This is a genomic window from Delftia sp. WSY_22 (assembly GCF_043104185.1).
Lineage (GTDB): Bacteria > Pseudomonadota > Gammaproteobacteria > Burkholderiales > Burkholderiaceae_C > Comamonas > Comamonas tsuruhatensis.
Window position 1 is genome coordinate 92,220 of the sequence record NZ_JBICKN010000018.1, and the last position, 25,695, is coordinate 117,914.

The 25,695-nt window shown below is 64.6% G+C and carries 23 protein-coding genes and 4 tRNA genes; 8 read left to right on the forward strand and 19 right to left on the reverse strand.

Annotated elements, in window-relative coordinates:
• The first annotated feature begins 72 nt into the window (after positions 1–72).
• From folD to ACF8NF_RS10240, 4 genes are all read left to right on the forward strand, one after another.
• The gene (gene folD / locus ACF8NF_RS10225; RefSeq protein WP_012205808.1) at positions 73–927 is read left to right on the forward strand and encodes a bifunctional methylenetetrahydrofolate dehydrogenase/methenyltetrahydrofolate cyclohydrolase FolD; all 855 of its coding nucleotides are present in this window, start codon (positions 73–75) and stop codon (positions 925–927) included.
• 75 nt (positions 928–1,002) lie between these two features.
• Positions 1,003–3,051 carry a M3 family metallopeptidase gene (locus ACF8NF_RS10230; protein ID WP_392450546.1) on the forward strand — a complete coding sequence of 683 codons (2,049 nt, stop codon included), beginning with the start codon at positions 1,003–1,005 and terminating at the stop codon, positions 3,049–3,051.
• A 206-nt stretch (positions 3,052–3,257) separates the two neighbouring features.
• Positions 3,258–3,947 (forward strand): glutaredoxin family protein, encoded by a 690-nt coding sequence (locus ACF8NF_RS10235; protein WP_017405845.1) that lies wholly within the window; start codon positions 3,258–3,260, stop codon positions 3,945–3,947.
• Between the two features lie 39 nt (positions 3,948–3,986).
• Entirely contained in the window at positions 3,987–4,361 is a 375-nt protein-coding gene (locus ACF8NF_RS10240; RefSeq protein WP_223275203.1) for a hypothetical protein, read from the forward strand.
• Positions 4,362–4,391: 30 nt separating this feature from the next.
• On the opposite strand, the gene rpiA is transcribed toward ACF8NF_RS10240, so the two are convergent.
• Positions 4,392–5,084: a ribose-5-phosphate isomerase RpiA gene (gene rpiA / locus ACF8NF_RS10245; RefSeq protein ID WP_026062503.1), complete on the reverse strand. Its 693-nt coding sequence runs from the start codon at positions 5,082–5,084 to the stop codon at positions 4,392–4,394.
• Positions 5,085–5,118: 34 nt separating this feature from the next.
• On the opposite strand from rpiA, the gene ACF8NF_RS10250 reads away from it, so the two are divergent.
• Complete coding sequence (locus ACF8NF_RS10250; protein WP_026062502.1) at positions 5,119–6,165, forward strand: quinone-dependent dihydroorotate dehydrogenase; 1,047 nt, start codon at positions 5,119–5,121, stop codon at positions 6,163–6,165.
• Positions 6,166–6,250: 85 nt separating this feature from the next.
• Here ACF8NF_RS10250 and ACF8NF_RS10255 read toward each other — a convergent pair whose 3' ends face one another.
• From ACF8NF_RS10255 to uvrB, 17 genes are all read right to left on the reverse strand, one after another.
• The gene (locus ACF8NF_RS10255) at positions 6,251–6,622 is read right to left on the reverse strand and encodes a hypothetical protein (RefSeq protein ID WP_017405841.1); all 372 of its coding nucleotides are present in this window, start codon (positions 6,620–6,622) and stop codon (positions 6,251–6,253) included.
• Positions 6,623–6,624: 2 nt separating this feature from the next.
• Entirely contained in the window at positions 6,625–7,044 is a 420-nt protein-coding gene (locus tag ACF8NF_RS10260) for a phage holin family protein (protein WP_016447116.1), read from the reverse strand.
• Positions 7,045–7,052: 8 nt separating this feature from the next.
• Positions 7,053–7,364 (reverse strand): DUF883 domain-containing protein, encoded by a 312-nt coding sequence (locus ACF8NF_RS10265; RefSeq protein ID WP_016447117.1) that lies wholly within the window; start codon positions 7,362–7,364, stop codon positions 7,053–7,055.
• A 201-nt stretch (positions 7,365–7,565) separates the two neighbouring features.
• The gene (locus tag ACF8NF_RS10270) at positions 7,566–8,666 is read right to left on the reverse strand and encodes an NAD(P)/FAD-dependent oxidoreductase (protein WP_154834211.1); all 1,101 of its coding nucleotides are present in this window, start codon (positions 8,664–8,666) and stop codon (positions 7,566–7,568) included.
• Positions 8,667–8,825: 159 nt separating this feature from the next.
• Positions 8,826–8,900: transfer RNA gene (locus tag ACF8NF_RS10275), tRNA-Val, on the reverse strand.
• Positions 8,901–8,940: 40 nt separating this feature from the next.
• A tRNA-Val gene (locus ACF8NF_RS10280) sits at positions 8,941–9,015 on the reverse strand.
• A 40-nt stretch (positions 9,016–9,055) separates the two neighbouring features.
• Positions 9,056–9,130: transfer RNA gene (locus ACF8NF_RS10285), tRNA-Val, on the reverse strand.
• A 37-nt stretch (positions 9,131–9,167) separates the two neighbouring features.
• Positions 9,168–9,242 (reverse strand) — tRNA-Val (locus tag ACF8NF_RS10290).
• A 42-nt stretch (positions 9,243–9,284) separates the two neighbouring features.
• Positions 9,285–10,001 carry a DNA polymerase III subunit epsilon gene (gene dnaQ, locus ACF8NF_RS10295; protein WP_016447119.1) on the reverse strand — a complete coding sequence of 239 codons (717 nt, stop codon included), beginning with the start codon at positions 9,999–10,001 and terminating at the stop codon, positions 9,285–9,287.
• A gap of 11 nt (positions 10,002–10,012) precedes the next feature.
• Entirely contained in the window at positions 10,013–10,351 is a 339-nt protein-coding gene (gene fdx, locus ACF8NF_RS10300) for an ISC system 2Fe-2S type ferredoxin (protein WP_013802212.1), read from the reverse strand.
• A gap of 25 nt (positions 10,352–10,376) precedes the next feature.
• Positions 10,377–12,245 carry a Fe-S protein assembly chaperone HscA gene (gene hscA / locus ACF8NF_RS10305; protein ID WP_016451691.1) on the reverse strand — a complete coding sequence of 623 codons (1,869 nt, stop codon included), beginning with the start codon at positions 12,243–12,245 and terminating at the stop codon, positions 10,377–10,379.
• Positions 12,246–12,329: 84 nt separating this feature from the next.
• The gene (hscB, locus tag ACF8NF_RS10310; RefSeq protein ID WP_016447121.1) at positions 12,330–12,848 is read right to left on the reverse strand and encodes a Fe-S protein assembly co-chaperone HscB; all 519 of its coding nucleotides are present in this window, start codon (positions 12,846–12,848) and stop codon (positions 12,330–12,332) included.
• A gap of 117 nt (positions 12,849–12,965) precedes the next feature.
• A complete protein-coding gene (gene iscA / locus ACF8NF_RS10315; RefSeq protein ID WP_016447122.1) occupies positions 12,966–13,289 on the reverse strand; it encodes an iron-sulfur cluster assembly protein IscA in 324 nt (107 codons plus the stop codon).
• A gap of 1 nt (position 13,290) precedes the next feature.
• A complete protein-coding gene (iscU, locus tag ACF8NF_RS10320) occupies positions 13,291–13,689 on the reverse strand; it encodes a Fe-S cluster assembly scaffold IscU (RefSeq protein WP_016447123.1) in 399 nt (132 codons plus the stop codon).
• A gap of 43 nt (positions 13,690–13,732) precedes the next feature.
• Positions 13,733–14,953: an IscS subfamily cysteine desulfurase gene (locus tag ACF8NF_RS10325; protein WP_017403940.1), complete on the reverse strand. Its 1,221-nt coding sequence runs from the start codon at positions 14,951–14,953 to the stop codon at positions 13,733–13,735.
• Between the two features lie 134 nt (positions 14,954–15,087).
• Complete coding sequence (iscR, locus tag ACF8NF_RS10330) at positions 15,088–15,624, reverse strand: Fe-S cluster assembly transcriptional regulator IscR (protein WP_012205825.1); 537 nt, start codon at positions 15,622–15,624, stop codon at positions 15,088–15,090.
• Positions 15,625–15,849: 225 nt separating this feature from the next.
• Complete coding sequence (gene uvrB / locus ACF8NF_RS10335) at positions 15,850–17,937, reverse strand: excinuclease ABC subunit UvrB (protein ID WP_016447125.1); 2,088 nt, start codon at positions 17,935–17,937, stop codon at positions 15,850–15,852.
• Between the two features lie 128 nt (positions 17,938–18,065).
• Between uvrB and ACF8NF_RS10340 the strand changes: the two genes are divergently transcribed.
• The 3 genes from ACF8NF_RS10340 to ACF8NF_RS10350 all read left to right on the forward strand — a co-directional run bounded on the left by ACF8NF_RS10340 (position 18,066) and on the right by ACF8NF_RS10350 (position 23,202).
• The gene (locus ACF8NF_RS10340) at positions 18,066–19,262 is read left to right on the forward strand and encodes an amino acid aminotransferase (protein ID WP_016447126.1); all 1,197 of its coding nucleotides are present in this window, start codon (positions 18,066–18,068) and stop codon (positions 19,260–19,262) included.
• Between the two features lie 192 nt (positions 19,263–19,454).
• Entirely contained in the window at positions 19,455–20,408 is a 954-nt protein-coding gene (locus ACF8NF_RS10345; RefSeq protein ID WP_392450547.1) for a CoA transferase, read from the forward strand.
• A 331-nt stretch (positions 20,409–20,739) separates the two neighbouring features.
• Entirely contained in the window at positions 20,740–23,202 is a 2,463-nt protein-coding gene (locus ACF8NF_RS10350; RefSeq protein ID WP_392450548.1) for an EAL domain-containing protein, read from the forward strand.
• Between the two features lie 6 nt (positions 23,203–23,208).
• Here the strand turns inward: ACF8NF_RS10350 and ACF8NF_RS10355 are convergent, their stop codons facing one another.
• Positions 23,209–25,695, reverse strand: a complete 2,487-nt coding sequence (locus tag ACF8NF_RS10355) for a YgiQ family radical SAM protein (RefSeq protein WP_288897073.1) — start codon at positions 25,693–25,695, stop codon at positions 23,209–23,211.

Below are 25,695 nucleotides of genomic sequence, written 5' to 3' on the forward strand. Positions count from 1 at the left end.
TGCTTTTTTCAAAGGGCTGCTAGCGCTTGACCAACAAGCCCTAGCAGCATTTTTATTTTGGTATCCACTGCAATGACAGCCCAACTCATCGACGGCAACGCCCTCTCCCGCCAACTGCGTGCCGAAGTCGCACAGCGCGCCACTGCCCTGAAGGCCCGAGGGACCACGCCCGGCCTGGCCGTGGTCCTGGTCGGCGACAACCCTGCCTCCCAGGTCTATGTGCGCAACAAGGTCAAGGCCTGCGAGGACGCGGGCTTTCATTCGGTGCTGGAGAAGTACGATGCCTCGATGACCGAGGCCGAACTGCTGGCCCGCGTCGAGGCGCTGAACAACGACCCCAGCATCCACGGCATCCTGGTCCAGCTGCCGCTGCCCGCACACATCGACGACCACAAGGTCATCGAGACCATCTCGCCGCTCAAGGATGTGGATGGCTTTCACGTGGCCAGCGCCGGCGCGCTGATGGTGGGCGAAGTCGGCTTCAAGGCCTGCACGCCCTATGGCTGCATGAAGATGCTCGAATCCATCGGCATGAAGGACCTGCGCGGCAAGCACGCCGTGGTCATCGGCCGCTCCAACATCGTCGGCAAGCCCATGGCCATGATGCTGCTGGCCGCCAATGCCACCGTCACCATCTGCCACAGCGGCACGGCGGACCTGGCCGCCATGACGCGCCAGGCCGACATCGTGGTCGCCGCCGTGGGCAAGCGCAATGTGCTGACCGCAGACATGTGCAAGCCTGGCGCCGTGGTCATCGACGTGGGCATGAACCGCAACGACGAAGGCAAGCTCTGCGGCGACGTGGACTTTGACGGCGTCAAGGAAGTGGCCGGCTTCATCACCCCCGTGCCGGGCGGCGTCGGCCCCATGACGATTACCATGCTGCTGGTCAACACCATGGAGGCGGCCGAGCGCGCCGCCGGCTGACCAGGAGCTGACAAGCATCGGGCGGCTCCCCGGGGAGCCGCTTGATTTCAATGCACCCGACGGCATCTGACACGCATGAGCAATCCCCTCCTCGAATCCTCCGACCTGCCCCTGTTCGATCGCATCCGCCCCGCCGACGTCGGCCCGGCCATCGACCATCTTCTGACCGGGGCCTGCGAGGCCCTGGAGACCGTCACGGCACCTGACTTCCCCGCGCGCTGGGATTCGATCTCCGCCGTGCTCGATGTCGCCACCGAGAAGCTGGGAACCGCCTGGGGCGCCGTCAGCCACCTCAACAGCGTGGCCGACACACCCGAGCTGCGCGCTGCCTACAACGAATCCCTGCCCAAGGTCACCGAGTTCTGGACGCGCCTGGGCGCCGACGAGCGGCTGTACGCCAAGTACAAGGCCATCGACCCTGCCACGCTCAACGTGGAGCAGCGCGCCGCATGGGACCATGCCATGCGCAATTTCGTGCTGTCTGGCGCGGAGCTGCAGGGTGAAGCCAAGCTGCGCTTTGCCAAGATTCAGGAACGCTCGGCCGAACTCACGCAGAAGTTCAGCGAGAACGCGCTGGATGCCACCGATGCCTTTGCCTACCACGCCACGGCCGATGAGTTGGACGGTGTGCCCCAGGACGTGTGCCAGGCCGCCCGTGCCGCCGCCGAAGCCGAAGGCAAGCAAGGCTTCAAGCTCACGCTGAAGATGCCCTGCTACCTGCCCGTGATGCAGTTCGCCACCAGCAGCGCGCTGCGCGAGAAGCTCTACCGCGCCTATGTGACACGCGCCTCCGACCAGGCAGAGGGCGATGCCCGCCGCTTCGACAACACGGCCAACATTTCCGAAATACTTGCCCTGCGCAAGGAAGAGGCGCAGCTGCTGGGCTACCGCAACTTCGGCGAGATCTCGCTGGTTCCCAAGATGGCGCATTCGCCGCAGCAGGTGATCGACTTCCTGCGTGACCTCGCGCACCGCGCCCGCCCCTATGCCCAAAAGGATGTCGCCGACCTGCGCAGCTTTGCACGCAAGGAACTTGGCCTGGCCGATCCCCAGCCCTGGGACTGGGCCTATATCTCGGAAAAGCTCAAGGAAGCGCGCTATGCCTTCAGCGAGCAAGAGGTCAAGCAATATTTCCCCGCCCCCAAGGTGCTGGCCGGCCTGTTCAAGATCGTGGAGACGCTGTTCGACGTGGCCATCCGCCGCGACGTGGCGCCGGTGTGGCACCCCGCTGTCGAGTTCTATCGCATCGAGCGCAGCACGCCGCAAGGCCCCCAACTGGTCGGCCAGTTCTACCTGGACCAGCCCGCACGTTCGGGCAAGCGCGGCGGCGCCTGGATGGACGATGTACGCACCCGCTGGCTGCGCCCCGACAGCCACAAGCTGCAGACGCCGGTCGCGCACCTGGTCTGCAACTTTGCCACCGGCGTTGACGGCAAGCCGGCCCTGCTCACGCACGATGACGTGATCACGCTGTTCCATGAGACAGGCCATGGCCTGCACCACATGCTGACCCAGGTCAACGAGCGCGATGTCTCGGGCATCGCGGGCGTGGAATGGGACGCGGTGGAACTGCCGAGCCAGTTCATGGAAAACTTCTGCTGGGAGTGGGAAGTGCTCAAGCACATGACCGCCTACGTGGACACGGGCGAGCCACTGCCGCGCGCACTGTACGACAAGATGATCGCGGCCAAGAACTTCCAGTCTGGCATGCAGACGCTGCGCCAGATCGAGTTCTCGCTGTTCGACATGCTGCTGCACACCGAGCACGATCCGAAGGCCGACATCATGCCGCTGCTGGCCCAGGTTCGCGCCGAAGTGGCCGTGCTGCCCTCGCCCGCCTACAGCCGCTCGGCCCATACCTTCAGCCACATCTTTGCAGGCGGCTACGCAGCGGGCTACTACAGCTACAAGTGGGCCGAAGTCCTCTCGGCGGATGCCTATGCGGCCTTCGAGGAAACCATGCTGGCCGATGGAACCCCCAACCCCGAGACAGGCCGCCGCTACCGCGAGGCCATTCTTGAAGCCGGCGGATCCCGCCCGGCGATGGAGTCGTTCAAGGCCTTCCGTGGCCGCGAACCCCAGCTGGACGCGCTATTGCGCCACCAGGGCATGGCCGAGGCCTGAGCCTGGCAACCAAGTCTGCAGCGCCCCGATGGGGCGCTTTTTCCTGGCCCGGCAACTCCACCGGACGCGCAGCCACATCCTGCGACTCCAGAAGATGGCCCAGGATGAATGGCACGCTATGCTTGCAGGCACTCCTGTGCGGGCATCCATCCGGCGAGTGGTCGCCGCCCCGGCACGAAACCCTTCTTCCGAAACCGAGATCGTCCATGCAGTCTTCTCCCAGCCTTGGCCACGGCGCCCTGCGCCACCTGATGCCATGCCTCGCCCTCGCCTGCCTTGCCGCCGCGCTGCCAGCCGCCGCACAGCAGGTCTACCGTATCGTCGGGCCGGATGGAAAAGTCACCTTCTCGGACCGCCCCGCCCCAAGCGCACAGCAGCAGGCAGCGCCCGCCGCCCAGGCAGTGGCGGGCGCCCCGGACAGCAACGCAGGCCTGCCCTATGCGCTGCGCCAGATTGCGAGCCGCTTTCCAGTGACGCTGTACTCCTCGTCCGATTGCACGCCCTGCGATAGCGCTCGTCAGTTGCTGCAGTCCCGGGGCATCCCCTATGCCGAGCGCCTGGTGCAGACCGAGGCGGACGCGGCAGCCCTGAACAAGCTCAGCGGGCAGACCGGACTGCCGTTTGCCACCATCGGCAAGCAGTTTCTGACCGGCTTCTCCTCCAGCGAATGGACGCAGTACCTGGATGCCGCAGGCTACCCCGCAAGCTCCCAGCTGCCAGCCCAGTACAAGCGGCCACCCGCGCAGCCCCTGACCACACCCAAGCCTGCCGCACCGGCCGCATCAGCGCCCGCCGCAGCACCCACCGCCGAGGAGCAGGCAAACAGGCGCGCCCCCATACCCGCCCCCGCGCCAGGTGCACGCACCAGCGACAACCCCGCAGGCCTGAGCTTCTAGGCAGACACTGCCGCCGTCAGGAGCCCGGCCGTGGATTCCATGCTGTCCGACGTGGCCTGGACCTTGGCCAGGCTGGGCATTCTTGTGGGCCTGCCTGCGCTCATCGGGTGGGTACTGGTGGCAAGGCCTTCGTGGCGAGAGCCGTTGCGGCTAACCTGCCTGGTGCTGGTGCCCTGCCTGATCACGCTGTGGTTCATGCATGACGGAGGCCTGGGCAACGGTCTCAACCGCCTGGCCTACTACATGACGACGGCTGGCTTCTTTGCCATCTACGCCGGGCTGGCGGCCGTCACCTGGCTCATTCAGCGCATCAAAAAACAGCGCACGCAAGCTTCATTGCGCGCGCTGTGTCTCGGTGGCATGGCCCTGCTCGTCTGGACCGCAGGCGCTGCGGTGTTCGAGAGCATCGGCTAGCAGCCGAGAGGCCAGGACCGGGTTCCTGCCTCAATAGTCGAGCGTCTGCACGCCTTCAGGCGTGCCCAGCAGGCAGACCGATGCCTTCTGGTGCGCAAAAACGCCCACGGTGACCACGCCGGGCCACTGGTTGACCTCGGACTCAAAGGCCAGCGGCTCAGCAATCTTCAGGCCGCGCACATCAAGAATGTGCTGGCCGTTGTCCGTCACCAAAGGAGCGCCGTCCTTCATGCGGATCTCGGCCCGGCCACCCCTGGCCTCGAAACGCCGGGCAATCTGGGCAGCAGCCATGGGAATCACCTCCACCGGCAGCGGAAAGTCTCCCAGCACCTCGACGCGCTTGGAGGCATCGGCGATGCAGACAAAGCGCTCGGCCAGCGCCGCAACGATTTTCTCGCGCGTCAGTGCCGCGCCCCCGCCCTTGACCATGTAGCCCCGGCCGTCGATCTCGTCGGCGCCATCGATGTATACCGACAGGCGGTCCACCTCGTTGGCATCCAGCACCTTGATGCCCAGCGCCTTCAGGCGCTCGGTGCTGGCCACGGAGCTGGACACGGCCCCAGGGATCTGGTCCTTGATGGTGGCCAGCGCATCGATGAACTTGTTGACCGTCGAGCCCGTGCCGACGCCGACGATTTCGCCGGGCACTACGTAGGCAAGAGCGGCTTGCCCGACCAGGGCTTTGAGTTCATCTTGGGAAAAAGAGGCAGCAGATGTCGTCATGAGGGAAAATCCAGGTAATCCTTCGATTATCCCCATGTCTTTGATCCCCTACGCCCTGACCCGTCCCTTTCTCTTCGGCATGGACCCCGAATCCGCCCACGATCTCACGATGAACCTGATGGCAAAGGGGCAGAACACGCTCCTGCAGCAGGCCTGGGCCCAACCCATGGTGAGTGATCCCGTCGAGCTTGCCGGGCTCAGGTTCCCCAATCGCGTCGGCATGGCTGCAGGCCTGGACAAGAACGCACGCTGTATCGATGCGCTGGCCGCCATGGGCTTCGGCTTCGTCGAGGTAGGCACCGTGACTCCGCGCGCGCAGCCCGGCAACCCCAAGCCGCGCATGTTCCGCATCCCCGAACGCAATGCACTGATCAACCGACTGGGCTTCAACAACGAAGGCCTCGATGCCTTCCTGAGCAACGTCAAGCGCTCACAGGCCCGCGCCATGGGCAAGCCCATGCTGCTGGGGCTGAACATCGGCAAGAACGCCAGCACGCCCATCGAAGAAGCCACCAGCGACTACCTCAAGGCGCTCGATGGCGTCTACCCGCATGCCGACTACGTGACGGTGAACATCAGCTCGCCCAACACCAAGAATCTGCGTGCCCTGCAAAGCGACGAAGCGCTGGATGCCTTGCTGGGAGCGATTGCCGAGCGGCGCGAGCGACTGGCCACGCAGCACGGCAAGCGGGCGCCGGTGTTCGTGAAGATCGCACCCGACCTGGATGAGGAGCAGGTCGGCGTCATCGCCACCACGCTGCAGCGCCACGGCATGGACGGCGTGATCGCCACCAACACCACGATCAGCCGGGATGCCGTCAAGGGCCTGCTCCACGCCGAAGAAACGGGCGGCCTTTCCGGCGCGCCGGTGCTGGAGGCCAGCAACCAGGTCATCCGCCAACTGCGCTCTGCGCTGGGAAGCCGCTACCCCATCATCGGCGTGGGAGGCATTCTCAGCGGCGAAGATGCGGTCAGCAAGATCCGGGCGGGCGCCGATGTGGTCCAGATCTACAGCGGCCTGATCTATCGGGGCCCCTGCCTGGTACCAGAGGCCGCACGGGCCATCGCGCAACTGCGTTGACTGCCGCGTTATCCGCGTGCTGACCAAAGAAAACGCCCGGCATGCCGGGCGTTTTTTTGTGCAAGAAGCCTTGCAAGGCCTTATCTCAGCCCCTGCGCTGCTGAAGGCGTGCCAGCAAAGGCATGAGTGTGGTGCCGATGCGGATCAGTTTGCGCGGCCCCATGACCAAGGCAGCGGCAGCCGCCACGCCCACGGCCACGGGGTGCAGACGCGCAAACGTTGCGACGCGCTCGATCAGCGGTGCATCCGGGCGCACGTGTGTGGCGGCACGGCTCAGCGCCCGGGCCTGGGCCACGGCCGCCGAGCGCGCCCTGAGGCGCTCGCGCTGCTGGGCAATGCGCTGCATCACCTGCTGCTGCTCCACGGTGGAAGTGGGCCACAGCGCCGCATTGGGGCCCGTGGGCCTGGGCGACGCAACCTCGTCGCGGGACTGGGAAGCATTGGAAGCATTGACCATGGTTACAGCCTCTTCTTCAGCGCCTGCCAGTCCTGGCTCAGCTCGTTGCGGGTGAGGATGAAAGGGCGTGCCAGGCGTCGTACGGCCGCAAGCAACTGCCACAAGGCAATTGCAAGGATAGCCAGCCAGCCGCCAAACAGCAGCCAGGCCACCATCACGCGGTGCTCGGTGTCCCAGAACTGCACCAGCACCGCCACGGACAGCATGAGCATGACCACGACGCTGAGTCCGGCCAGCGCAATCAGCAGCACGACCACGGTCTGCATGCTGCGCTTGTGCTGAACCCATTCAAGCCGAGCCAGGTCGGTACGGTCCTCGGCGGCAATGGCCAGCTCGATCACGGCAGCACGCCAGCGCGCCACCCAGGCATCCAAACCCAGAAGGGAAATCCAGTTCACAGGCATCCTTTTCTGGTCAGGCATGCCGTTGATCAGCGACGGCCCAGCATGAAGCCCAGCAAGGCGCCCACAGCCAGGGCCGCGCCAGCCACACGCCACGGCTCGTCGTGGGCATAGCGATCCGCCGCATAGGCGGCATCCTTAGCTTGGCGGGCCGCTTCCTGCGCGGCGCGCACAGCCGAGTCACGCACATTGGACATGCCGTCATCGATGCGCTGGCGCAGCATGTGGATTTCCGGCACGGCATCCAGCTCCTTGGCAGACAGCAGGCCACGCAGGTCGCTGACCAGTTTTTCAAGATCGGCTTGCGCGGTGGAGACGGTTTCAGTGATCGACTTCGTCATGATGAGCCTTTCTATTGAGGTGAAAACAAATACAGCGGGGAGCAGGCAATCATGTCGCCCGATACCTGTCACGCAACATGGGCAGGCCCTTGTTACATGCAAGCATCTTATCCAATTGTTCCCTGGCTTCCGGGAAGCGAGGGGGCCTGAGCCTTGTCAGACAAGGCCTGCCGCGGCCGTGTGTCGTGGACCGGCAGACCATCAGGCCAGCAGCTTCGCCACATGTGCGCCGATGGCCAGGCAGCTGGTCAGACCCGGCGATTCGATGCCCAGCAACTGCACCACGCCCGCAACGCCATGGACCTGCGGTCCCTGGATCGTGAAGTCTGCCGCCGCCTCGCCAGGACCGCTGATCTTGGGACGGATGCCAGCGTAGCCGGGCACCAGCGCGCCATCGGCCAGGGCCGGCCAGTACCGGCGGATCTCTGCATAGAAGGCGTCGGCGCGCGCTGGATCGACCTGCAGATCGCTTGCGCTTTCCACCCACTGCACATCGGGGCCGAACTTGGCCTGTCCACCCATGTCCAGCGTGAGATGAACGCCCAGACCTGCAGCCTCGGGCACGGGATAGATGAGGCGCGAGAACGGCGCGCGCCCGGACAGTGTGAAATAGTTGCCCTTGGCATAGAAGGCGCGTGGAACCAACTGCTGCGGAAAGCCTTGCAGGCGCGCCGCCAGCAACGGGGCATTCAGGCCTGCCGCATTGACCAGGCTACGCGCCTGCAGCTGCGTGCCGTCGGCGGTGCGCAGCCACACGCCGCCAGACGTGGCAGCGGCCTCCTGCACCTCGGCATGGCAGACCACCATGCCGCCTGCGTTTTCGAGATCGCCCTGCAGAGCCAGCATCAGGCCGTGGCTGTCGATGATGCCGGTGCTGGGCGAATGCAGTGCCGCCACACACTGCAGCGCAGGCTCCAAGGCCCGTGCCTCGGGGCCATCCAGCCAGCGCAGGTCATTGACGCCATTGGCCTCGGCCTTGCGCGCAATGGCCTGGAGCTGGCCGCGCTGCGCCTCATCCGTTGCCACGATGAACTTGCCGCAGCGCTGGTGGGCAACGCCGCGTTCCTCGCAATAGGCATAGAGACGCTGGCGGCCTTCGACGCAAAACCGGGCCTTCAGCGAACCCTGGGGATAGTAGATGCCGGCATGGATGACCTCGCTGTTGCGCGAACTGGTGCCCGTACCAATGGCTTCAGCTGCCTCCAGCACCATGACTTCCCTGCCCTGCAACGCCAGGGCCCTGGCCACGGCCAGCCCCACGACGCCCGCCCCCACCACCACGCAATCGACCTGCTCGCTCATCCTGCCTGCCCTTTCGTCGTTCAGCCACTGATTATCAGACCGCGCCAGATACGAATACGCCGCAGATCACCGGGCTGCACTGGAATATCCAGGACCTGGAACAAATGGGAGCAACCAAAACGGAAAAGCCCTCCTGAACAAGTTTCAGGAGGGCTTGAATGGTGGGTGATACATGGATCGAACATGTGACCCCTGCCGTGTGAAGGCAGTGCTCTACCGCTGAGCTAATCACCCGTGAAGCACGGCTGCGAGGCCGTGCTTCCTTGGAAAAAATTGGTGGGTGATACATGGATCGAACATGTGACCCCTGCCGTGTGAAGGCAGTGCTCTACCGCTGAGCTAATCACCCGTGAAGCATGGCTGCGAGGCCATGCTTCCTTGGAAAAAACTGGTGGGTGATACATGGATCGAACATGTGACCCCTGCCGTGTGAAGGCAGTGCTCTACCGCTGAGCTAATCACCCATGAAGCCGGCTGTGAGGCCCGCTTCCCTGGAAAAAATGGTGGGTGATACATGGATCGAACATGTGACCCCTGCCGTGTGAAGGCAGTGCTCTACCGCTGAGCTAATCACCCATATGTCGTTACCGCGACAAGACTTAGATTATGTCATAACTTCTAGGACTGATTTTCGAAGCTGCGCCAAATTGTCTTGCCGCCGCTCGATTTATCCATTTGCACCATCACGTCCTCGTGCGCGGCCAGCTCCTGATCATTGGCGCTCACCACGCGCAGCCTGAAGCTGCGCAGATCGACCTGCGCGACCACCAGGCCGCCCTCGGACTGGGCCGGCTCCTCCACCATCAGCAGGGCCTCCTGGCCTCGCGTGAGGTTGATGTAGACATCGGCCAGCAGTTCCGCATCCAGCAAGGCGCCGTGCAGCGTGCGCCCGGAGTTGTCCACTTCCAGACGGTCGCACAGCGAGTCCAGCGAGTTGCGCTTGCCTGGGAACATTTCCTTGGCCATGACCAGGGTGTCGATGACGCCGCTCACGCACTGCCTGATCGGCGGGCGGTTGGCAAGCTCCAGCTCCTTGTTCAGGAATCCCAGATCGAAAGGCGCGTTGTGAATGATGAGTTCAGCGCCTTGCAGATACTCCCAGATCTCATCGACCTTTTGCTCGAAGCGAGGCTTGTCCTTGAGGAACTCGGTGGTGATGCCGTGCACGCGCAGCGCGTCCGGATGGCTGTCGCGCCCCGCATTGAAGTACAGATGCAGGTTGTTGCCGGTCAGCTTGCGGTTGACCATCTCCACGCACCCCAGCTCGATGAGCCGGTCGCCGTTGTCGGCGGACAGGCCCGTGGTTTCCGTGTCGAGAATGATTTGACGCGACATGTGCTGGGTCCTCAGTGGTTTTCCTTGGCGTGGTTGAGCGAGTACTTGGGAATCTCGATGGTCACGTCCTCGCGCGCCAGGATGGCCTGGCAGGACAGGCGGGACTGCGGCTGCAGGCCCCATGCGCGGTCCAGCAGGTCTTCTTCCTCTTCCTCGGCCTCGTTCAACGAGTTGTAGCCGGCCTTGACCACCACGTGGCAGGTGGTGCATGCACAGCTCATGTCGCAGGCGTGCTCGATCTTGATGTTGTTGTCCAGCAGTGCCTCGCAGATGGAGGTGCCGGCAGGCGCCTCGATTTCGGCACCCTGAGGACAGTATTCGGCGTGGGGAAGTATTTTGATAACGGGCATGGCGGATCTGCGTTCGGATCAGAAATCAGGAAAGGGATTGCACGCTCTTGCCGGCCAGGGCCTGCTGGATGCTGCGGTTCATGCGCTCGGCGGCAAAGGACTCCGTGCCCTTGGCCAGCGCCTGTGTTGCGGCCTCGATGACGGCGGCATCCTCGGAGCCCACGCTGGCGCGCAGGGCGTCGACCAGAGCGTCGATGGCTGCGCGCTGGTCTGCAGCCAGCACATCGCCATCGGCCTGCAGCGCGCTCTCCGTGGCCATGAGCATGCGGTCGGCATCGACACGCGCCTCCACCAGCGCGCGCGCCTGAATGTCCTGCTGGGCCGTGGCAAAGCCGTCCTGCAGCATGCGGGCGACCTCGTCGTCCGAGAGGCCGTACGAGGGTTTGACATGGATATGCGCCTCGACGCCGCTGATCTGCTCCTTGGCACCCACCGACAGCAGGCCGTCGGCATCCACGGTGAAGGTCACGCGGATGCGCGCCGCGCCGGCTGCCATGGGCGGGATGCCGCGCAGTTCGAAACGCGCCAGGCTGCGGCAGTCCGCCACAAGATCGCGCTCACCCTGCACCACATGAATGGCCAGGGCCGTCTGCCCATCCTTGTAGGTGGTGAAGTCCTGGGCGCGGGCCGTGGGAATGGTCTCGTTGCGCGTGATGATGCGCTCCACCAGACCGCCCATGGTCTCCACACCCAGCGACAGGGGAATCACATCCAGCAGCAGCATGTCGCCGCTGGAACTGTTGCCCGCGAGTTGATTGGCCTGAATGGCAGCGCCCAACGCCACGACTTCATCGGGATTGAGGTTGACGAGAGGATCGCGGCCAAAGAACTGGGCCACTGCCTCGCGCACCTGGGGCATGCGGGTGGAACCACCGACCAGGACCACGCCCTGCACCTCGTCGCGCGTCAGGCCAGCGTCCTTGAGTGCGCGGCGCACCGCCGCCAGCGAGCGCGCCGTCAGATGGGCCGTGCTCGCATCGAAGTCGCCACGCTTGACATCGAAATGCACAGTGCCGGTGGACAGCTCTGCCGTGAACGTGGCGGCCTGAGCATCCGTCAATGCCTGCTTGCAAAGGCGTGCCGCCATGCGCCAGCGGGCCTTGTCCTCGGCGGTCTGCGGAACCACGCCGGTCTGCTGGGCCACCCACTCAGCCAGTGCCGCATCGTAGTCATCGCCACCCAAGGCCGAGTCCCCCCCCGTGGAGACGACCTCGAACACACCCTGGGACAGGCGCAGGACCGAAATATCGAAAGTGCCGCCACCCAGATCGTAGACGGCGTAAACACCTTCGGAGCCGTTGTCCAGGCCATAGGCAATGGCGGCAGCCGTGGGCTCGTTGATCAGGCGCAGCAGGTTGATGCCGGCGAGCTTGGCCGCATCCTTGGTGGCCTGGCGCTGCGCGTCGTCAAAGTAGGCTGGCACGGTGATGACCGCGCCATGGATGTCGTCGTTGAAGGTGTCCTCGGCGCGAAAGCGCAGCGTGGCCAGGATCTCGGCGCTGACTTCCACGGGGGTCTTAGTGCCATCGATGGTCTCGATCCCGATCACGCCACGACCGGCTTCTTGCTCAGCAAAGCGGTAAGGCAGCTTCTCCGGCGCGTCGATGTCCGCCAGCGTACGGCCCATGAAGCGCTTGGCCGAGGCGATGGTGTTGCCCGCATCGGTGGACAGCGCCGCCTGCGCGGCGTAGCCGATCTCGCGGCGTCCCTGGGGCAGATAGCGCACGACGGAAGGCAGCAGTACCTGGCCCTGATCATCCGGCAGGCATTCGGCCACGCCATTGCGGACTGCGGCGACCAGCGAATGGGTGGTGCCCAGGTCGATACCCACGGCAATGCGTCGCTGGTGGGGATCGGGGGACTGACCGGGTTCGGAAATCTGCAAAAGCGCCATGGAAATACTCGGGGAAATTGCAGGTCCGGGCCGGCCGGCCTGCCTTGTGAATGAGGGACTCTCGTGGGAGGTTCGGGTCGCGGACTATTGTCCCAGTTGATCGCGGCGACGCTCTATGTCCTGCGCAAATCGCGCAACAAACATGAGGGCTCTGACCTGCTGCACGGCCGCCTGGGCATCGTGCAGTTCATCGAGCTGGCGGCCGCATTCGGCCAGCATGCTCTTTCTGGCCTGCGACACTTCGCCGTCCAGCGCATCCAAGGCGGCCTCGTCCTGCGCATCGTCCAGCGCCTCGCGCCATTCCATCTGCTGCATCAAAAAGGCGGTGGGCATGGAGGTGTTGTCCTCGGCACGCACGGGTGCACCCAGCAATTCGCAAAGATAGGCTGCTCGCCTGAGCGGCTCTTTCAGCCGTTGATAGGCCTCGTTGATGCGTACCGACCATTGCATGGCCACACGCTGCGCAGCTGCGCCCTGCGAGGCAAAGCGGTCAGGATGGGCCTCGCGCTGCAACTCCTTCCAGCGCGCGTCAATGGTGCTGCGCTCCTGCGCAAATTGGCGCGGCAGCGCAAACAGCTCGAAATCGTCCGATTGCAGGTTCATGTCGATAAAAAGCCGCCAGCACCGAAGCGATGGCGGCCTCTTGAGGGAGTAGAAAAGTCAGGGCCTGCCGGGCATGCCGCCAGGCCACCAGAGCCTGGCCCCCCCGGCAAATGCCGGTCAGATGCGAAAGCTCTCGCCGCAGCCGCAGCGATCGCGCTCGTTGGGGTTGTGGAACTTGAAGCCTTCGTTCAAGCCTTCACGCACGAAGTCCAGTTCCGTGCCATCGATATAGGCCAGGCTCTTGGGGTCGACCAGCACCTTGATGCCGTGGTCCTCGAAGATCACATCCTCGGGCAACTGTTCGTCCACATACTCCAGCTTGTAGGCCAGGCCGGAGCAGCCCGTGGTCTTGACCCCAAGGCGCACGCCGATGCCCTTGCCGCGGCGCGACAGGTAGCGGCTCACATGGCGGGCCGCGGACTCGGTCAGCGAGATCGCCATATCAGGCGGCCACCACCGCAGTGCGCTTGGCACGGTAGTCGTCCACTGCGGCCTTGATGGCGTCTTCGGCCAGGATGGAGCAGTGCACCTTGACGGGAGGCAGGGCCAGTTCTTCGGCGATCTGGCTGTTCTTCAGCGCAGCCGCTTCATCCAGCGTCTTTCCCTTGACCCACTCGGTCACCAGCGAAGACGAGGCGATTGCCGAACCACAGCCATAGGTCTTGAAACGGGCATCTTCAATGACGCCGGTTTCGGGGTTGACCTTGATCTGCAGCTTCATCACGTCGCCACAGGCAGGCGCGCCGACCATGCCGGTGCCCACCGATTCGTCGCTCTTGTCGAACGAACCCACGTTGCGGGGGTTTTCGTAGTGGTCTACCACTTTGTCGGAATAAGCCATGATGTCTACCTCTTCAATACTTGATTCGCGTGCCGGCCGACGCTCAGTGCGCCGCCCACTGGATGGTGCTGAGGTCGATGCCGTCCTTGTACATCTCCCACAGCGGGCTGAGTTCGCGCAGCTTGACCACATTGGTGCGGATGGTGCTGATCGCGTAGTCGATTTCTTCCTCGGTCGTGAAACGGCCGATGGTCATGCGCAGGCTGCTGTGCGCCAGCTCGTCACTGCGGCCGAGGGCACGCAGCACATAGCTGGGCTCCAGGCTGGCCGAAGTGCAAGCGGAGCCCGACGACACTGCCAGCCCCTTGATACCCATGATGAGCGACTCGCCTTCGACGAAGTTGAAGCTCATGTTCAGGTTCTGAGGCACACGGTGCTCCATGCTGCCGTTGATGAAGACCTGTTCCAGATCCTTCAAACCGTTGAGCAGGCGCTGTTGCAGCGCATAGGCCTTGGCATTGCTCTCGACCATCTCTTCCTTGGCGATGCGGAAGGCCTCGCCCATGCCGACGATCTGGTGCGTGGGCAGCGTACCCGAACGCATGCCACGCTCATGACCACCGCCGTGGATCTGCGCCTCCAGACGCACACGCGGCTTGCGGCGCACGTACAGGGCACCCACGCCCTTGGGGCCGTAGGTCTTGTGCGCGGTCATGCTCATCAGGTCGATCGGCAACTTGGACATGTCGATCTCCACGCGGCCCGTAGCCTGCGCAGCATCCACATGGAACAGGATGCCCTTCTCGCGGCACAGCGCGCCAATCGTGGGAATGTCCTGGATGACGCCGATTTCGTTGTTCACGAAGAGCACGCTCACCAAGATGGTATCGGGACGCAGCGCGGCCTTGAAGGCCTCAATGTCGAGCAGACCATCAGGCTGCACGTCCATGTAGGTCACTTCAAACCCCTGGCGCTCGAGTTCACGCATGGTGTCGAGCACGGCCTTGTGCTCGGTCTTGAGCGTGATCAGATGCTTGCCCTTGCCTTGATAGAAGTGCGCCGCACCCTTGATGGCAAGATTGATGGACTCGGTCGCGCCACTGGTCCACACAATTTCACGGGGATCCGCGCCAATCAGATCCGCCACCTGGCCGCGGGCCTTCTCGATGGCCTCTTCGGCCTCCCAACCCCATGCATGGCTGCGCGATGCAGCGTTGCCGAAGTGCTCACGCAACCATGGGATCATGGCGTCCACCACGCGAGGGTCCACGGGAGTGGTCGCGCCATAGTCGAGATAGATGGGGAAATGCGGGGTCATGTCCATGACTGGCTCTTATCAAAGTTCCGGCTGGCAAAAATCGGGAAGGCGATGAACTCCGGTGAATCCATCCGGGCGGGCAGCACCGCGCCACACAGCCATGCGCAGCGGCGCCCTGCCCTCAGGGTGTCAAAAGTCGATCAGGACTTGGCGAAGGCGTTGCCCAGCGCGAATACCGAGTTCGGTGCATTCACGCGGATGGGCTTGACCACGGGAGCCGTGGAAATTGCACGACGCACTACGGGCTTGTCCTCGATCTGGATGCCCTTGGCCAATTGTTCGTCGACGAGCTTTTGCAGCGTCACGGAATCGAGGAACTCGACCATGCGCTGATTCAATGCCGCCCACAGTTCATGCGTCATGCAGCGGCCAGCTTCGCCCAGACAATTTTCCTTGCCGCCGCATTGGGTGGCGTCAATGGGCTCGTCCACGGAGACGATGATGTCGGCCACGGTGATGTCGCCAGCCTTGCGGGCCAGCGTGTAGCCGCCGCCGGGTCCACGGGTGGACTCGACGAGTTCATGGCGGCGCAGCTTGCCGAACAGCTGTTCGAGATACGACAGGGAAATCTGCTGTCGCTGGCTGATGGCAGCCAGCGTAACAGGGCCATTGTTCTGGCGCAGGGCCAGATCGATCATGGCAGTGACCGCAAAACGGCCTTTGGTGGTGAGACGCATTACGAGCTCCTTCAGTCAGGCTTGTACGTTACAGAAACACCCGCTCCAGCGATTTGACTGGAGTTGGGCACAGTCTCCGCCCTTACTCCGTCCTGTTCAAAAGGTTCAGAGCCCTTCTTTTCATCGAAGTTTTTGTTGTTGTTGAGTGTTGACCCTGAGTGTACCACATTCCCCATCAATTTTGTCGGGTAACAAGAGCCAACAGGCTTCAGACAAGGCACCGCCTCAGGAAACCTGCGCGGAAGAGCCTCCGAACAGTTGCTCCTTGAGCAGTGCCAGCTGATCGCGCACCCGCGCCGCCTGTTCGAACTCCAGGCTGCGCGCATGTTCGAGCATCTGCTTCTCCAGACGCTTGATTTCCTTGGCCACATCTTTTTCGGACATGTCCTCGACACGCGCTCTTTCGAGCTGATTGGCCTCCAGACGTTCCGCTTCCTTGCCGCTTTTTTCGCTGTAGACACCATCAATCAGGTCTTTCACCCGCTTGACAATCTGCTTGGGTTCAATTCCGTTTTCCTCGTTGAACGCCATTTGCCTGGCGCGGCGGCGCTCGGTCTCGCCGATGGCCTTCTTCATCGACTCCGTGATCCTGTCCGCGTAGAGGATGGCCTTGCCGTGCAGGTTGCGTGCTGCGCGGCCGATGGTCTGGATGAGACTTCGCTCGGCGCGAAGAAAGCCTTCCTTGTCGGCATCGAGGATGGCGACCAGCGAGACTTCAGGGATGTCCAAGCCCTCTCGCAGCAGGTTGATGCCCACGAGAACGTCGAAGACGCCCAGACGCAGGTCACGAATGATCTCCACGCGCTCCACCGTCTCCACATCGGAGTGCAGATAGCGCACCTTGACCCCGTTTTCGCTCAGGTAGTCGGTGAGCTGCTCAGCCATGCGCTTGGTGAGCGTGGTGATGAGAACACGCTCCCCGCGCTCGACGCGCAGGCGGATTTCCTGCAGCACGTCATCCACCTGGTTGGTGGCTGGGCGCACTTCGATTTCGGGGTCGATCAGCCCCGTCGGGCGCACAACCTGGTCCACGATCTGACCTGAGTGGGTTTTTTCGTAGTCTGCCGGCGTGGCCGAGACAAAGATGACCTGGCGCATGCGCCGCTCGAATTCCTCGAATTTCAGCGGCCGGTTGTCCAGCGCCGACGGCAGCCGAAAGCCGTACTCCACGAGCGTGGTCTTGCGCGAGCGATCGCCGCTGTACATGGCGTTGAGCTGACCGATCATCTGGTGGCTCTCGTCCAGGAACATGAGCGCGTCGCTGGGCAGGTAGTCGGTCAATGTGCTGGGGGGCTCGCCCGGGGCTGCGCCGGAGAGGTGGCGCGTGTAGTTCTCGATGCCCTTGCAGTGGCCGACCTCGGTGAGCATTTCAAGGTCGAAGCGCGTGCGCTGCTCCAGGCGCTGGGCCTCGACCAGCTTGCCGTCACCCACCAGTTGCTTGAGCCGCTCGGCCAGTTCCAGCTTGATGGTTTCCACGGCGGCCAGCACCTTGTCGCGCGGCGTGACGTAGTGGCTGCTGGGGTAGACAGTGAAGCGCGGAATGCTCTGGCGCACGCGGCCCGTGAGCGGGTCGAACAGTTGCAGGCTTTCAACCTCGTCGTCGAAGAGTTCGATGCGGATGGCCAGCTCGGAATGCTCGGCGGGGAAGACATCGATGGTGTCGCCGCGCACGCGGAACTTGCCGCGGCTGAAGTCCTGGTCGTTGCGCTGGTACTGCATGCGGATCAACTGCGCGATGACGTCGCGCTGGTTGATGCGGTCGCCGGTACGCAGCGTCATGATCATGCGGTGGTAGCTTTCGGGCTCGCCGATGCCGTAGATGGCCGAGACCGTGGCCACGATGACCACGTCGCGCCGCTCCATGAGACTTTTGGTGCACGAAAGCCGCATCTGCTCGATGTGCTCGTTGATGGCGCTGTCCTTTTCGATGAAAAGGTCGCGCTGGGGCACGTAGGCCTCGGGCTGGTAGTAGTCGTAGTAGCTGACGAAGTACTCGACGGAGTTCTTGGGAAAGAACTCGCGGAACTCGCTGTACAGCTGTGCGGCCAGTGTCTTGTTGGGTGCGAAGACGATGGCCGGACGCCCCAGGCGGGCGATCACGTTGGCCATGGTGAAGGTCTTGCCCGAGCCCGTCACGCCCAGCAGGGTCTGAAAGGATTCACCGTCCTGGATGCCCTCGACCAGCTTCTCAATGGCGGCGGGCTGGTCGCCAGCCGGTGGATAGGGCTGGAACAGCTCGAAGGGGGAGTCCGCGAAATGCACGAACTGGCCCGAGGCCGCAGGTGCTGGAGAGGAATCAGAGACTTCGTGCATGACGTGGGTTCGCAAAAGTGGGTATCGGCCGGCGAGATCGCTAGAATTCATGGGTTAACCCGAAAGCCTACCGCAGCTTGGGGCTAGCCGCGTTTTTTCCACCTCCCAAGACATCCCAAGGACGCTTCATGTCTCTGTTTACCGCCGTCGAAATGGCCCCCCGCGACCCCATCCTGGGTCTGAACGAGCAGTTCGCTGCCGACACCAACCCCAGCAAGGTGAATCTGGGCGTGGGCGTGTACTTCGACGACAACGGCAAGTTGCCCCTGCTCGAGTGCGTGCAGGCCGCCGAGAAGGCGATGATGGACAAGCCCACGGCCCGCGGCTACCTGCCCATCGACGGCATCGCTGCCTATGATGCCGCAGTCAAGGGCCTGGTGTTCGGCGCCGAGTCCGACGTCGTCAAGTCCGGCCGCGTGTCCACGGTGCAGGCCATCGGCGGCACCGGCGGCCTGAAGATCGGCGCCGACTTCCTCAAGAAGATCAGCCCCGCTGCCAAGGTGCTGATCTCCGACCCGAGCTGGGAAAACCACAAGGCCATCTTCACGAACGCCGGTTTCGAGGTGGGCACCTATGCCTACTACGACGCCGTCAACCGCAAGGTGAACTTCGAAGGCATGCTGGCCGACCTGAACGCAGCGGCCCCTGGCACCATCGTGGTGCTGCACGCCTGCTGCCATAACCCGACCGGCTACGACATCACGGCCGAGCAGTGGGACCAGGTGATTGCCGCCGTCAAGGCCAAGGGCCTGGTGGCCTTCCTTGACATGGCCTACCAGGGCTTTGGCCACGGCATTGCCGAAGACGGCGCCGTGATCGGCAAGTTCGTGGCCGCCGGCCTGAACATCTTCGTCTCGACCTCGTTCTCCAAGAGCTTCAGCCTGTACGGCGAGCGCGTGGGCGCACTGTCGGTGGTCGCCAACGACAAGGAAGAGGCGGCCCGCGTGCTGAGCCAGCTCAAGATCGTGATCCGCACCAACTATTCCAACCCGCCCACCCATGGTGGCGCCGTGGTGGCGGCCGTGCTGAACAACCCCGAGCTGCGCGCACTGTGGGAAAAGGAACTGGGCGAGATGCGCGTGCGCATCAAGGCCATGCGCCAGAAGCTGGTTGACGGCCTGAAGGCTGCCGGCGTCCAGCAGGACATGAGCTTCATCACCACGCAGATCGGCATGTTCAGCTACTCCGGCCTGAGCAAGGACCAGATGGTGCGCCTGCGCACCGAGTTCGGCGTCTACGGCACGGACACGGGCCGCATGTGCGTGGCCGCGCTCAACAGCAAGAACATCGACTACGTCTGCCAGTCGATCGCCAAGGTGGTCTGACCGCCACCCCAGCCACCTGGCCCTGCGCCGGGTGACAAGGCATGCCGCCAGCGCTCCCTGCCCTGGCGGCATTTTCTTTGTGCGGGCGGTTTTTGCATCCTGGCAGTCCGGTATGCGCCAGGTCTGCGCGGGTACCGGTGCGATCATGCGGGCAGCCGAAACATCGAATGAAGAACGAGACGCTCCATTCCCATGCCAGATCACGCCTGCCTCACTCCCTTCACCTCCTCGCCTGCAGACGGGCTGCCCCTGTCCGGCGTACGCATTCTGAGCCTGGCACTGAACCTGCCGGGTCCCGCCGCCCTGATGCGCTGCGCGGCCATGGGCGCGCAGTGCAGCAAGCTGGAGCCGCCCTCTGCGCAGCCAGGGCCTGCCGGAGCGGACCCGATGGCGCTCTACAGCCCGCAGGCCTATTCCGACATGCACCAGGGCATCGCGGTCTGGCAGGCACAGCTCAAGACCGAGGACGGACAGGCCGCGCTGCACAAGGCGCTGGACAGCGCCGATATCCTGCTGACCTCGTTCCGCCCCGCCGCGCTGGCCAAGCTGGGGCTGGACTGGGCTTCATTGCAGCAACGCCATCCGCAGCTGTCGCTGGTGCGCATCGTCGGCAGCGCGGGAGCCCTGGCCGATGTGCCGGGCCATGACCTGACCTATCAGGCCGAGGCCGGCCTGGTGCAGGGCGGCGCCATGCCACCCAGCCTGTTTGCCGACATGGCCGGTGCGCTGATGGCCAGCGAGGCCGTGCTCAAGGCCTGGCTGCTGCGCCAGCTCAGCGGCCACGGCAACCTCCAGGAAACAGGACTGGCACAGGCCGCGCAATGGCTGGCCCTGCCCTGGCACTGGGGCCTGACCCGGCCCGACGGGGATGTGGGCGGCGCGCACGCAGGCTATCGCGTCTATGCCTGCGCCGACGGTTCGGTGGCCGTGGCGGCACTGGAGCCGCATTTCGCGGAACGCCTGTGCGCAGCAGCCTCGGTGCCGGGCGATGGCAGCATCGCCTGCATGCGCAACCCGGCCACGCATGCGGCCCTGGAAGCCTTCCTGGCTGCCCTGTCCTGCGCCGAACTGGCAGACCTGGCCGAGCGCCACGACCTGCCCCTGCATCCGCTCGCCGCTCAGCCAGCGGCCTCGCGCCGCTTGTAGGCGAATGCCGAAAGGCAGCATCTGCGCACGACCTACAAGCCGCCTGGGTCGCGGCTGCCCGCCGAGTACGAACATGCTGCTGCCGACGACCCTCTTTACCGCGATAGCCTGCTCCTCTTAAATCAGAGCTGCGCATACAACCAGACAACCCGAACACATCTGGAAACACCCATAATCGGCTCATCTGGAGGCAGCCCCATGGTTCGAGAACATCCATCGACCGCCCCGCTATCCGGGATGCGTCAGCCACCTAGCCACTCAGCGCCTGGCCTGCAGCGCATCGGCGCCAGCGCCTAAGACCGCCGCCGGGTCCCCCTTCCGTCCACCGCCTATGCAAAGCCAGCCCCCAGCCCATGTGCCGGTACTGCAGCTGGTGCAGCGCATCTGGCCCCTGGTGCTGGTGGTCGTGGTGCTGGTGGTCATGGCCAGCGGCAGCCTCTACCTTGTGTCTGCGGTGCGCGCCTTCGTTGCCGGAGAAAGCCTGTGGTCCAAGGCACAGAAGGATGCCATCTACGCCCTGAGCCGCTATGTGGACAGCGGCTCGGCGCGCGACCTGGCGCGCTTCGAGCAGGCCATGATCGTTCCTGCAGGCGACTGGCAGGCCCGCATGGCGCTGGACGATGTGCCGGCCAGGGTCAAGGACGCGCGCGCCGGCATTCTGCTGGGAGGCAACCACCCGGACGATGCCGACGCGCTGATCTGGCTGATGCAGACTTTTCGCCATGTCGAACTGCTGGAGGAGCCCTATCGTTACTGGAAGCAGGGCGACCAGTACCTGCAGCAGCTCGACCGGCTGGCGCAGGAGATAGAGCAGCGCCACACCGTGGGAAGCGTGAGCGCCGAGGACGTCATCACCTGGAAGCGCGAGATCGAGCAGATCAACGCCGGCGTCACACCCGCCACCCAGCAGTTCAGCGCCTCGCTGGGCCGCAGCTCCCGGCAGATGGTGGTGTGGCTGCAGTGCATTCACCTGATGCTGGGCGTGGCGCTGATCCTGGTGGCGCTCTGGCATACGCGGCGCATGCTGCAGCAGCGCCAGCAGGTGCAAAACGACCTGCTGACCGAAAAGGAAAGGGCCCAGACCACGCTGGCATCGCTGGGCGATGCCGTGATCACCACGGACGCCCAGGGCGTGGTGGACTATGCCAACCCTGCCGCGCTGGGCCTGCTGGGCAGCAGCGAGCAGCAGCTCAAGGGACGGCACCTGGCCAAGGGCCTGCATTTCAACAGCATCGACACCACCCAGACGGCGGAAAGCCTGCTGACCCATCTGCTGTCGGGTCGGCAATTGCGCGAAGAGCACACGCGGTGGCTGCGGCGCCATGACCGCAGCATCGTGCCGGTCAAGCTCATGGGCTCGGCCATCAGCGGCGGCGGGGAGCGCCCGGCAGGTGCGGTGATCGTGCTCAGGGATGTCTCGCGTGAGCAGCAGTATCTGGACCAGCTTTCCTGGCATGCCAGCCATGACGGCCTGACCGGGCTGGAGAACCGCGTGGAATTCGAGCGCCGCCTGCAGCGCCTGCTCAACCAGGGCCAGCACAGGCTGCGGCCCGCAGCCCTGCTGTACATGGATCTGGACCAGTTCAAGCTCATCAACGAGACCTGCGGCCATCCGGCGGGCGATGAAATGCTGTGCGAGGTCAGCCGTCTGCTGCTGCACAACCTGCGCGAGACAGACACCCTGGCACGCCTGGGCGGCGACGAATTCGGCGTTCTTCTGGAGAACTGTCCGCCCGAGCCCGCGCTGCGCATTGCCGAAAAGCTGCGCCAGGCTGCCGAAGCCCTGCACGTGCACTGGGGCAAGCAGGTGCTGCGCACAGGACTGAGCATTGGACTGGTCCACATCGGCGGCGAGGTCCAGTCGGCCCAGGACCTGCTGCGCATGGCCGACATGGCCTGCTACCGCGCCAAGGAGCGCGGCCGCAACCGCATCTATGTCTACCGCAGCGACGACGGCGAATACACCCGCCACGTCAGCGAGATGGAATGGGTCACGCGCATACGCACGGCGCTGGAGCAGGAGCGCTTTTGCCTGTACGCACAAAGCATTGCACCGCTGCAGCCCGATGGCCAGCGCGGCCTGCATTTCGAGGTGCTGCTGCGGTTGCGCGACGAGCAGGGCCAGATCATCTCGCCAGCCGCGTTCATACCCGCGGCAGAGCGCTACGGCATCATGCCAACCGTCGACCGCTGGGTGATCGCCAGAACGCTGGCCACGCTGGCCGAGCATCCGGCCGCGCTGCGCCATATCGACACCTGCGCCATCAATCTGTCAGGCCCCAGCCTCGACGACGACGGGCTGCTGGACTTTGTGCAGGCGCAGCTGAGCGCGCACGGCATCGCGCCGCAGCTGCTGTGCTTCGAGATCACCGAGACCAGCGCCATCGCCAGTCTGTCCAGCGCCACCCGGCTGATCCAGGCCCTGCGCACGCTGGGCTGCCGTTTTGCGCTGGACGACTTCGGCGTGGGCATGTCCTCGCTGACCTATCTGAAGCAGTTGCCCGTGGACTATCTGAAGATCGACGGCGGCTTCGTGCGCGACATGCTCCAGGACCCCAGCAACCACGCCATGGTGGAGATGATCAACCGCATAGGCCATATCCTGGGCAAGCGCACGGTGGCCGAGTATGTGGAAAGCCGGGAGATCGCCCAGGCCCTGCAGGCCGTGGGCGTGGACTACGCGCAGGGCTTTGCCCTGGCGCGGCCCGTGCCGCTGGACACGCAGTACTTCGAAAGCGGTGCCCAGGCCGCCCGCCGCGAATGGCAAGGCACGCTGGCGCCGGCAGTCGGCTGAGGCGCGTCAGCGCGGCTTGCGCCCGCCCGGCGCGGCCTTGCGGCCGGCCCCGGCAGCGCCTGCGGAGCCGCCCACGCCAGGGCGCGGTGGCAGGCCCGTGTGCTGGGTCAGCATGCGGCCGGGCTTGGGCTGACTGGAGCGCAAGCGCACGTCGCCTCCGGGGTCGCGGGCCTGTGCCTGCGCCTTGCCCGGCCCCGCACTCTTGCCACCGGCCTTGTTGAGGGCATAGGCCTTGCCCTGCTGGGAGACCACGGCACGCGCGGCCACGCCCGTTCCCTGGGTGCTGTTCTTGCGGCGCGCGCTCTGGTAGCCGCCATCGACCAGGGGCTGGAAGGTGGGGATCAGGTGCTGCTTGCCGTTGCCGATGAGGTCGGCACGGCCCATGGCCTTCAAGGCCTCGCGCAGCAGCGGCCAGTTGTTGGGGTCGTGGTAGCGCAGGAAGGCCTTGTGCAGTCGGCGGCGCTTTTCACCGCGCACGATGTCCACCGACTCCTCGCTTACGTCGCGCATCTGGCGACGCACCTTGGTGAGGGTGTTGCGACCCGAGTGGTACATGGCCGTGGCCGTGGCCATGGGGCTGGGGTAGAAGGTCTGCACCTGGTCGGCGCGAAATCCGTTCTTCTTCAGCCAGATGGCGAGGTTCATCATGTCCTCGTCGCTGGTGCCCGGGTGGGCGGCGATGAAGTAGGGAATCAGGTACTGCTTCTTGCCCGCTTCCTCGCTGAACTGCTCGAACATCTGCTTGAAGCGGTCATAGCTGCCTATGCCCGGCTTCATCATCTTGGTCAGCGGCCCGGATTCGGTGTGCTCGGGCGCGATCTTCAGGTAGCCGCCCACATGGTGCTGCACCAGTTCCTTGACGTACTCGGGCGACTTCACGGCCAGGTCGTAGCGCAGGCCCGAGCCGATCAGGATCTTCTTGATGCCCGGCAGATTGCGCGCGCGGCGGTAGATCTTGACCAGCGGGGCATGGTCGGTGTGCAGGTTCTGGCAGATGCCGGGGAACACGCAGCTGGGCTTGCGGCAGGCGGCCTCGATCTCGGGGCTCTTGCAGCCCAGGCGGTACATGTTGGCCGTGGGGCCGCCCAGGTCGGAGATGGTGCCGGTGAAGCCCTTGACCTTGTCGCGGATGTCCTCGACCTCCTGGATGATGGACTCCTCGGAGCGGCTCTGGATGATGCGGCCTTCATGCTCGGTGATGGAGCAGAAGGTGCAGCCGCCGAAGCAGCCGCGCATGATGTTGACCGAGGTGCGGATCATCTCCCAGGCCGGGATCTTGGTCTCGCCCTCATGGCTGCCGTTGGCGTCGGCATAGCTGGGATGGGGGCTTCGCGCATACGGCAGGCCAAAGACCCAGTCCATCTCGGCCGTGGTCAGCGGGATGGGGGGCGGGTTCAGCCACACATCGCGCGCGGTCACTCCTTCGCCGTGGGCCTGGACCAGGGCGCGGGCGTTGCCGGGATTGGTCTCCAGGTGCAGCACGCGGTTGGCGTGGGCGTAGAGGATGGGATCGGCCTTGACCTGCTCATAGCTGGGCAGGCGCAGCACGGTCTTGTCGCGCGGCGGCTGCTTGCCCTTGCCGCGCAGCGACGGGTTGGGCACGAACTGGATGGTCTGAACGGCGGCGACCGAGGCGCCGTCCGGCTTCGCGTCGGCATCACCCTCTTCCTTGGAGCAGGTCTGGCCCTGGGCCTCGGCCTGCTCGCTGGTGGTCATGTAGGGGTTGATGTGGGGCTCGACCACGCCGGGCTCGTCCACCACGGAGGAATCCAGCTCGAACCAGCCCGCCTCCGACTCACGGCGGAAGAAGGCCGTGCCGCGCACGTCGGTAATGCTTTCCACGGGCTCGCGCGCAGCCAGGCGGTGGGCCACCTCGACCAGGGCGCGTTCGGCGTTGCCGTACAGCAGGATGTCGCACTTGCTGTCCACGACGATGGAGCGGCGCACCTTGTCGCTCCAGTAGTCGTAATGGGCGATGCGGCGCAGGCTGCCCTCGATGCCGCCCAGCACGATGGGCACGTCCTTGTAGGCCTCGCGGCAGCGCTGGCTGTAGACGATGGCCGCCCGGTCCGGGCGCTTGCCGCCCACGTCGCCCGGCGTATAGGCATCGTCGGAGCGGATCTTGCGATCGGCCGTGTAGCGGTTGATCATGGAATCCATGTTGCCCGCCGTCACGCCCCAGAACAGGTTGGGCCGGCCCAGGGCCTTGAAGGCCTCGGCGCTTTGCCAGTCAGGCTGGGCAATGATGCCCACGCGAAAGCCCTGTGCCTCCAGCACCCGGCCGATCACCGACATGCCGAAGCTGGGGTGATCCACATAGGCGTCGCCCGTCACCAGGATCACGTCGCAGCTGTCCCAGCCAAGCTGTTCCATCTCGGCCCGGCTCATCGGCAGGAACGGGGCCGTGCCAAAGCGCTTGGCCCAGTAAGGACGATAGCTGGTCAGCGGCTTGGCGGCGCGATGGAAGAAGGAAACGTCAACGGGGGCGTTCAT

What these genes read in the sequence shown, in the direction of transcription:
- ACF8NF_RS10255 (WP_017405841.1), bottom strand. Translation starts at nt 6,622, where the DNA reads ATGGTCAATGCTTCCAATGCTTCCCAGTCCCGCGACGAGGTTGCGTCG.
- ACF8NF_RS10230 (WP_392450546.1), top strand. Translation starts at nt 1,003, where the DNA reads ATGAGCAATCCCCTCCTCGAATCCTCCGACCTGCCCCTGTTCGATCGC.
- rpiA (WP_026062503.1), bottom strand. Translation starts at nt 5,084, where the DNA reads ATGACGACATCTGCTGCCTCTTTTTCCCAAGATGAACTCAAAGCCCTG.
- ACF8NF_RS10240 (WP_223275203.1), top strand. Translation starts at nt 3,987, where the DNA reads ATGCTGTCCGACGTGGCCTGGACCTTGGCCAGGCTGGGCATTCTTGTG.
- folD (WP_012205808.1), top strand. Translation starts at nt 73, where the DNA reads ATGACAGCCCAACTCATCGACGGCAACGCCCTCTCCCGCCAACTGCGT.
- ACF8NF_RS10235 (WP_017405845.1), top strand. Translation starts at nt 3,258, where the DNA reads ATGCAGTCTTCTCCCAGCCTTGGCCACGGCGCCCTGCGCCACCTGATG.
- ACF8NF_RS10350 (WP_392450548.1), top strand. Translation starts at nt 20,740, where the DNA reads ATGCAAAGCCAGCCCCCAGCCCATGTGCCGGTACTGCAGCTGGTGCAG.
- iscR (WP_012205825.1), bottom strand. Translation starts at nt 15,624, where the DNA reads ATGCGTCTCACCACCAAAGGCCGTTTTGCGGTCACTGCCATGATCGAT.
- ACF8NF_RS10270 (WP_154834211.1), bottom strand. Translation starts at nt 8,666, where the DNA reads ATGAGCGAGCAGGTCGATTGCGTGGTGGTGGGGGCGGGCGTCGTGGGG.
- ACF8NF_RS10340 (WP_016447126.1), top strand. Translation starts at nt 18,066, where the DNA reads ATGTCTCTGTTTACCGCCGTCGAAATGGCCCCCCGCGACCCCATCCTG.
- dnaQ (WP_016447119.1), bottom strand. Translation starts at nt 10,001, where the DNA reads ATGTCGCGTCAAATCATTCTCGACACGGAAACCACGGGCCTGTCCGCC.
- ACF8NF_RS10265 (WP_016447117.1), bottom strand. Translation starts at nt 7,364, where the DNA reads ATGACGAAGTCGATCACTGAAACCGTCTCCACCGCGCAAGCCGATCTT.
- ACF8NF_RS10325 (WP_017403940.1), bottom strand. Translation starts at nt 14,953, where the DNA reads ATGGACATGACCCCGCATTTCCCCATCTATCTCGACTATGGCGCGACC.
- ACF8NF_RS10355 (WP_288897073.1), bottom strand. Translation starts at nt 25,695, where the DNA reads ATGAACGCCCCCGTTGACGTTTCCTTCTTCCATCGCGCCGCCAAGCCG.
- ACF8NF_RS10260 (WP_016447116.1), bottom strand. Translation starts at nt 7,044, where the DNA reads ATGCCTGACCAGAAAAGGATGCCTGTGAACTGGATTTCCCTTCTGGGT.
- hscB (WP_016447121.1), bottom strand. Translation starts at nt 12,848, where the DNA reads ATGAACCTGCAATCGGACGATTTCGAGCTGTTTGCGCTGCCGCGCCAA.
- iscU (WP_016447123.1), bottom strand. Translation starts at nt 13,689, where the DNA reads ATGGCTTATTCCGACAAAGTGGTAGACCACTACGAAAACCCCCGCAAC.
- iscA (WP_016447122.1), bottom strand. Translation starts at nt 13,289, where the DNA reads ATGGCGATCTCGCTGACCGAGTCCGCGGCCCGCCATGTGAGCCGCTAC.
- uvrB (WP_016447125.1), bottom strand. Translation starts at nt 17,937, where the DNA reads ATGCACGAAGTCTCTGATTCCTCTCCAGCACCTGCGGCCTCGGGCCAG.
- ACF8NF_RS10250 (WP_026062502.1), top strand. Translation starts at nt 5,119, where the DNA reads ATGTCTTTGATCCCCTACGCCCTGACCCGTCCCTTTCTCTTCGGCATG.
- hscA (WP_016451691.1), bottom strand. Translation starts at nt 12,245, where the DNA reads ATGGCGCTTTTGCAGATTTCCGAACCCGGTCAGTCCCCCGATCCCCAC.
- fdx (WP_013802212.1), bottom strand. Translation starts at nt 10,351, where the DNA reads ATGCCCGTTATCAAAATACTTCCCCACGCCGAATACTGTCCTCAGGGT.
- ACF8NF_RS10345 (WP_392450547.1), top strand. Translation starts at nt 19,455, where the DNA reads ATGCCAGATCACGCCTGCCTCACTCCCTTCACCTCCTCGCCTGCAGAC.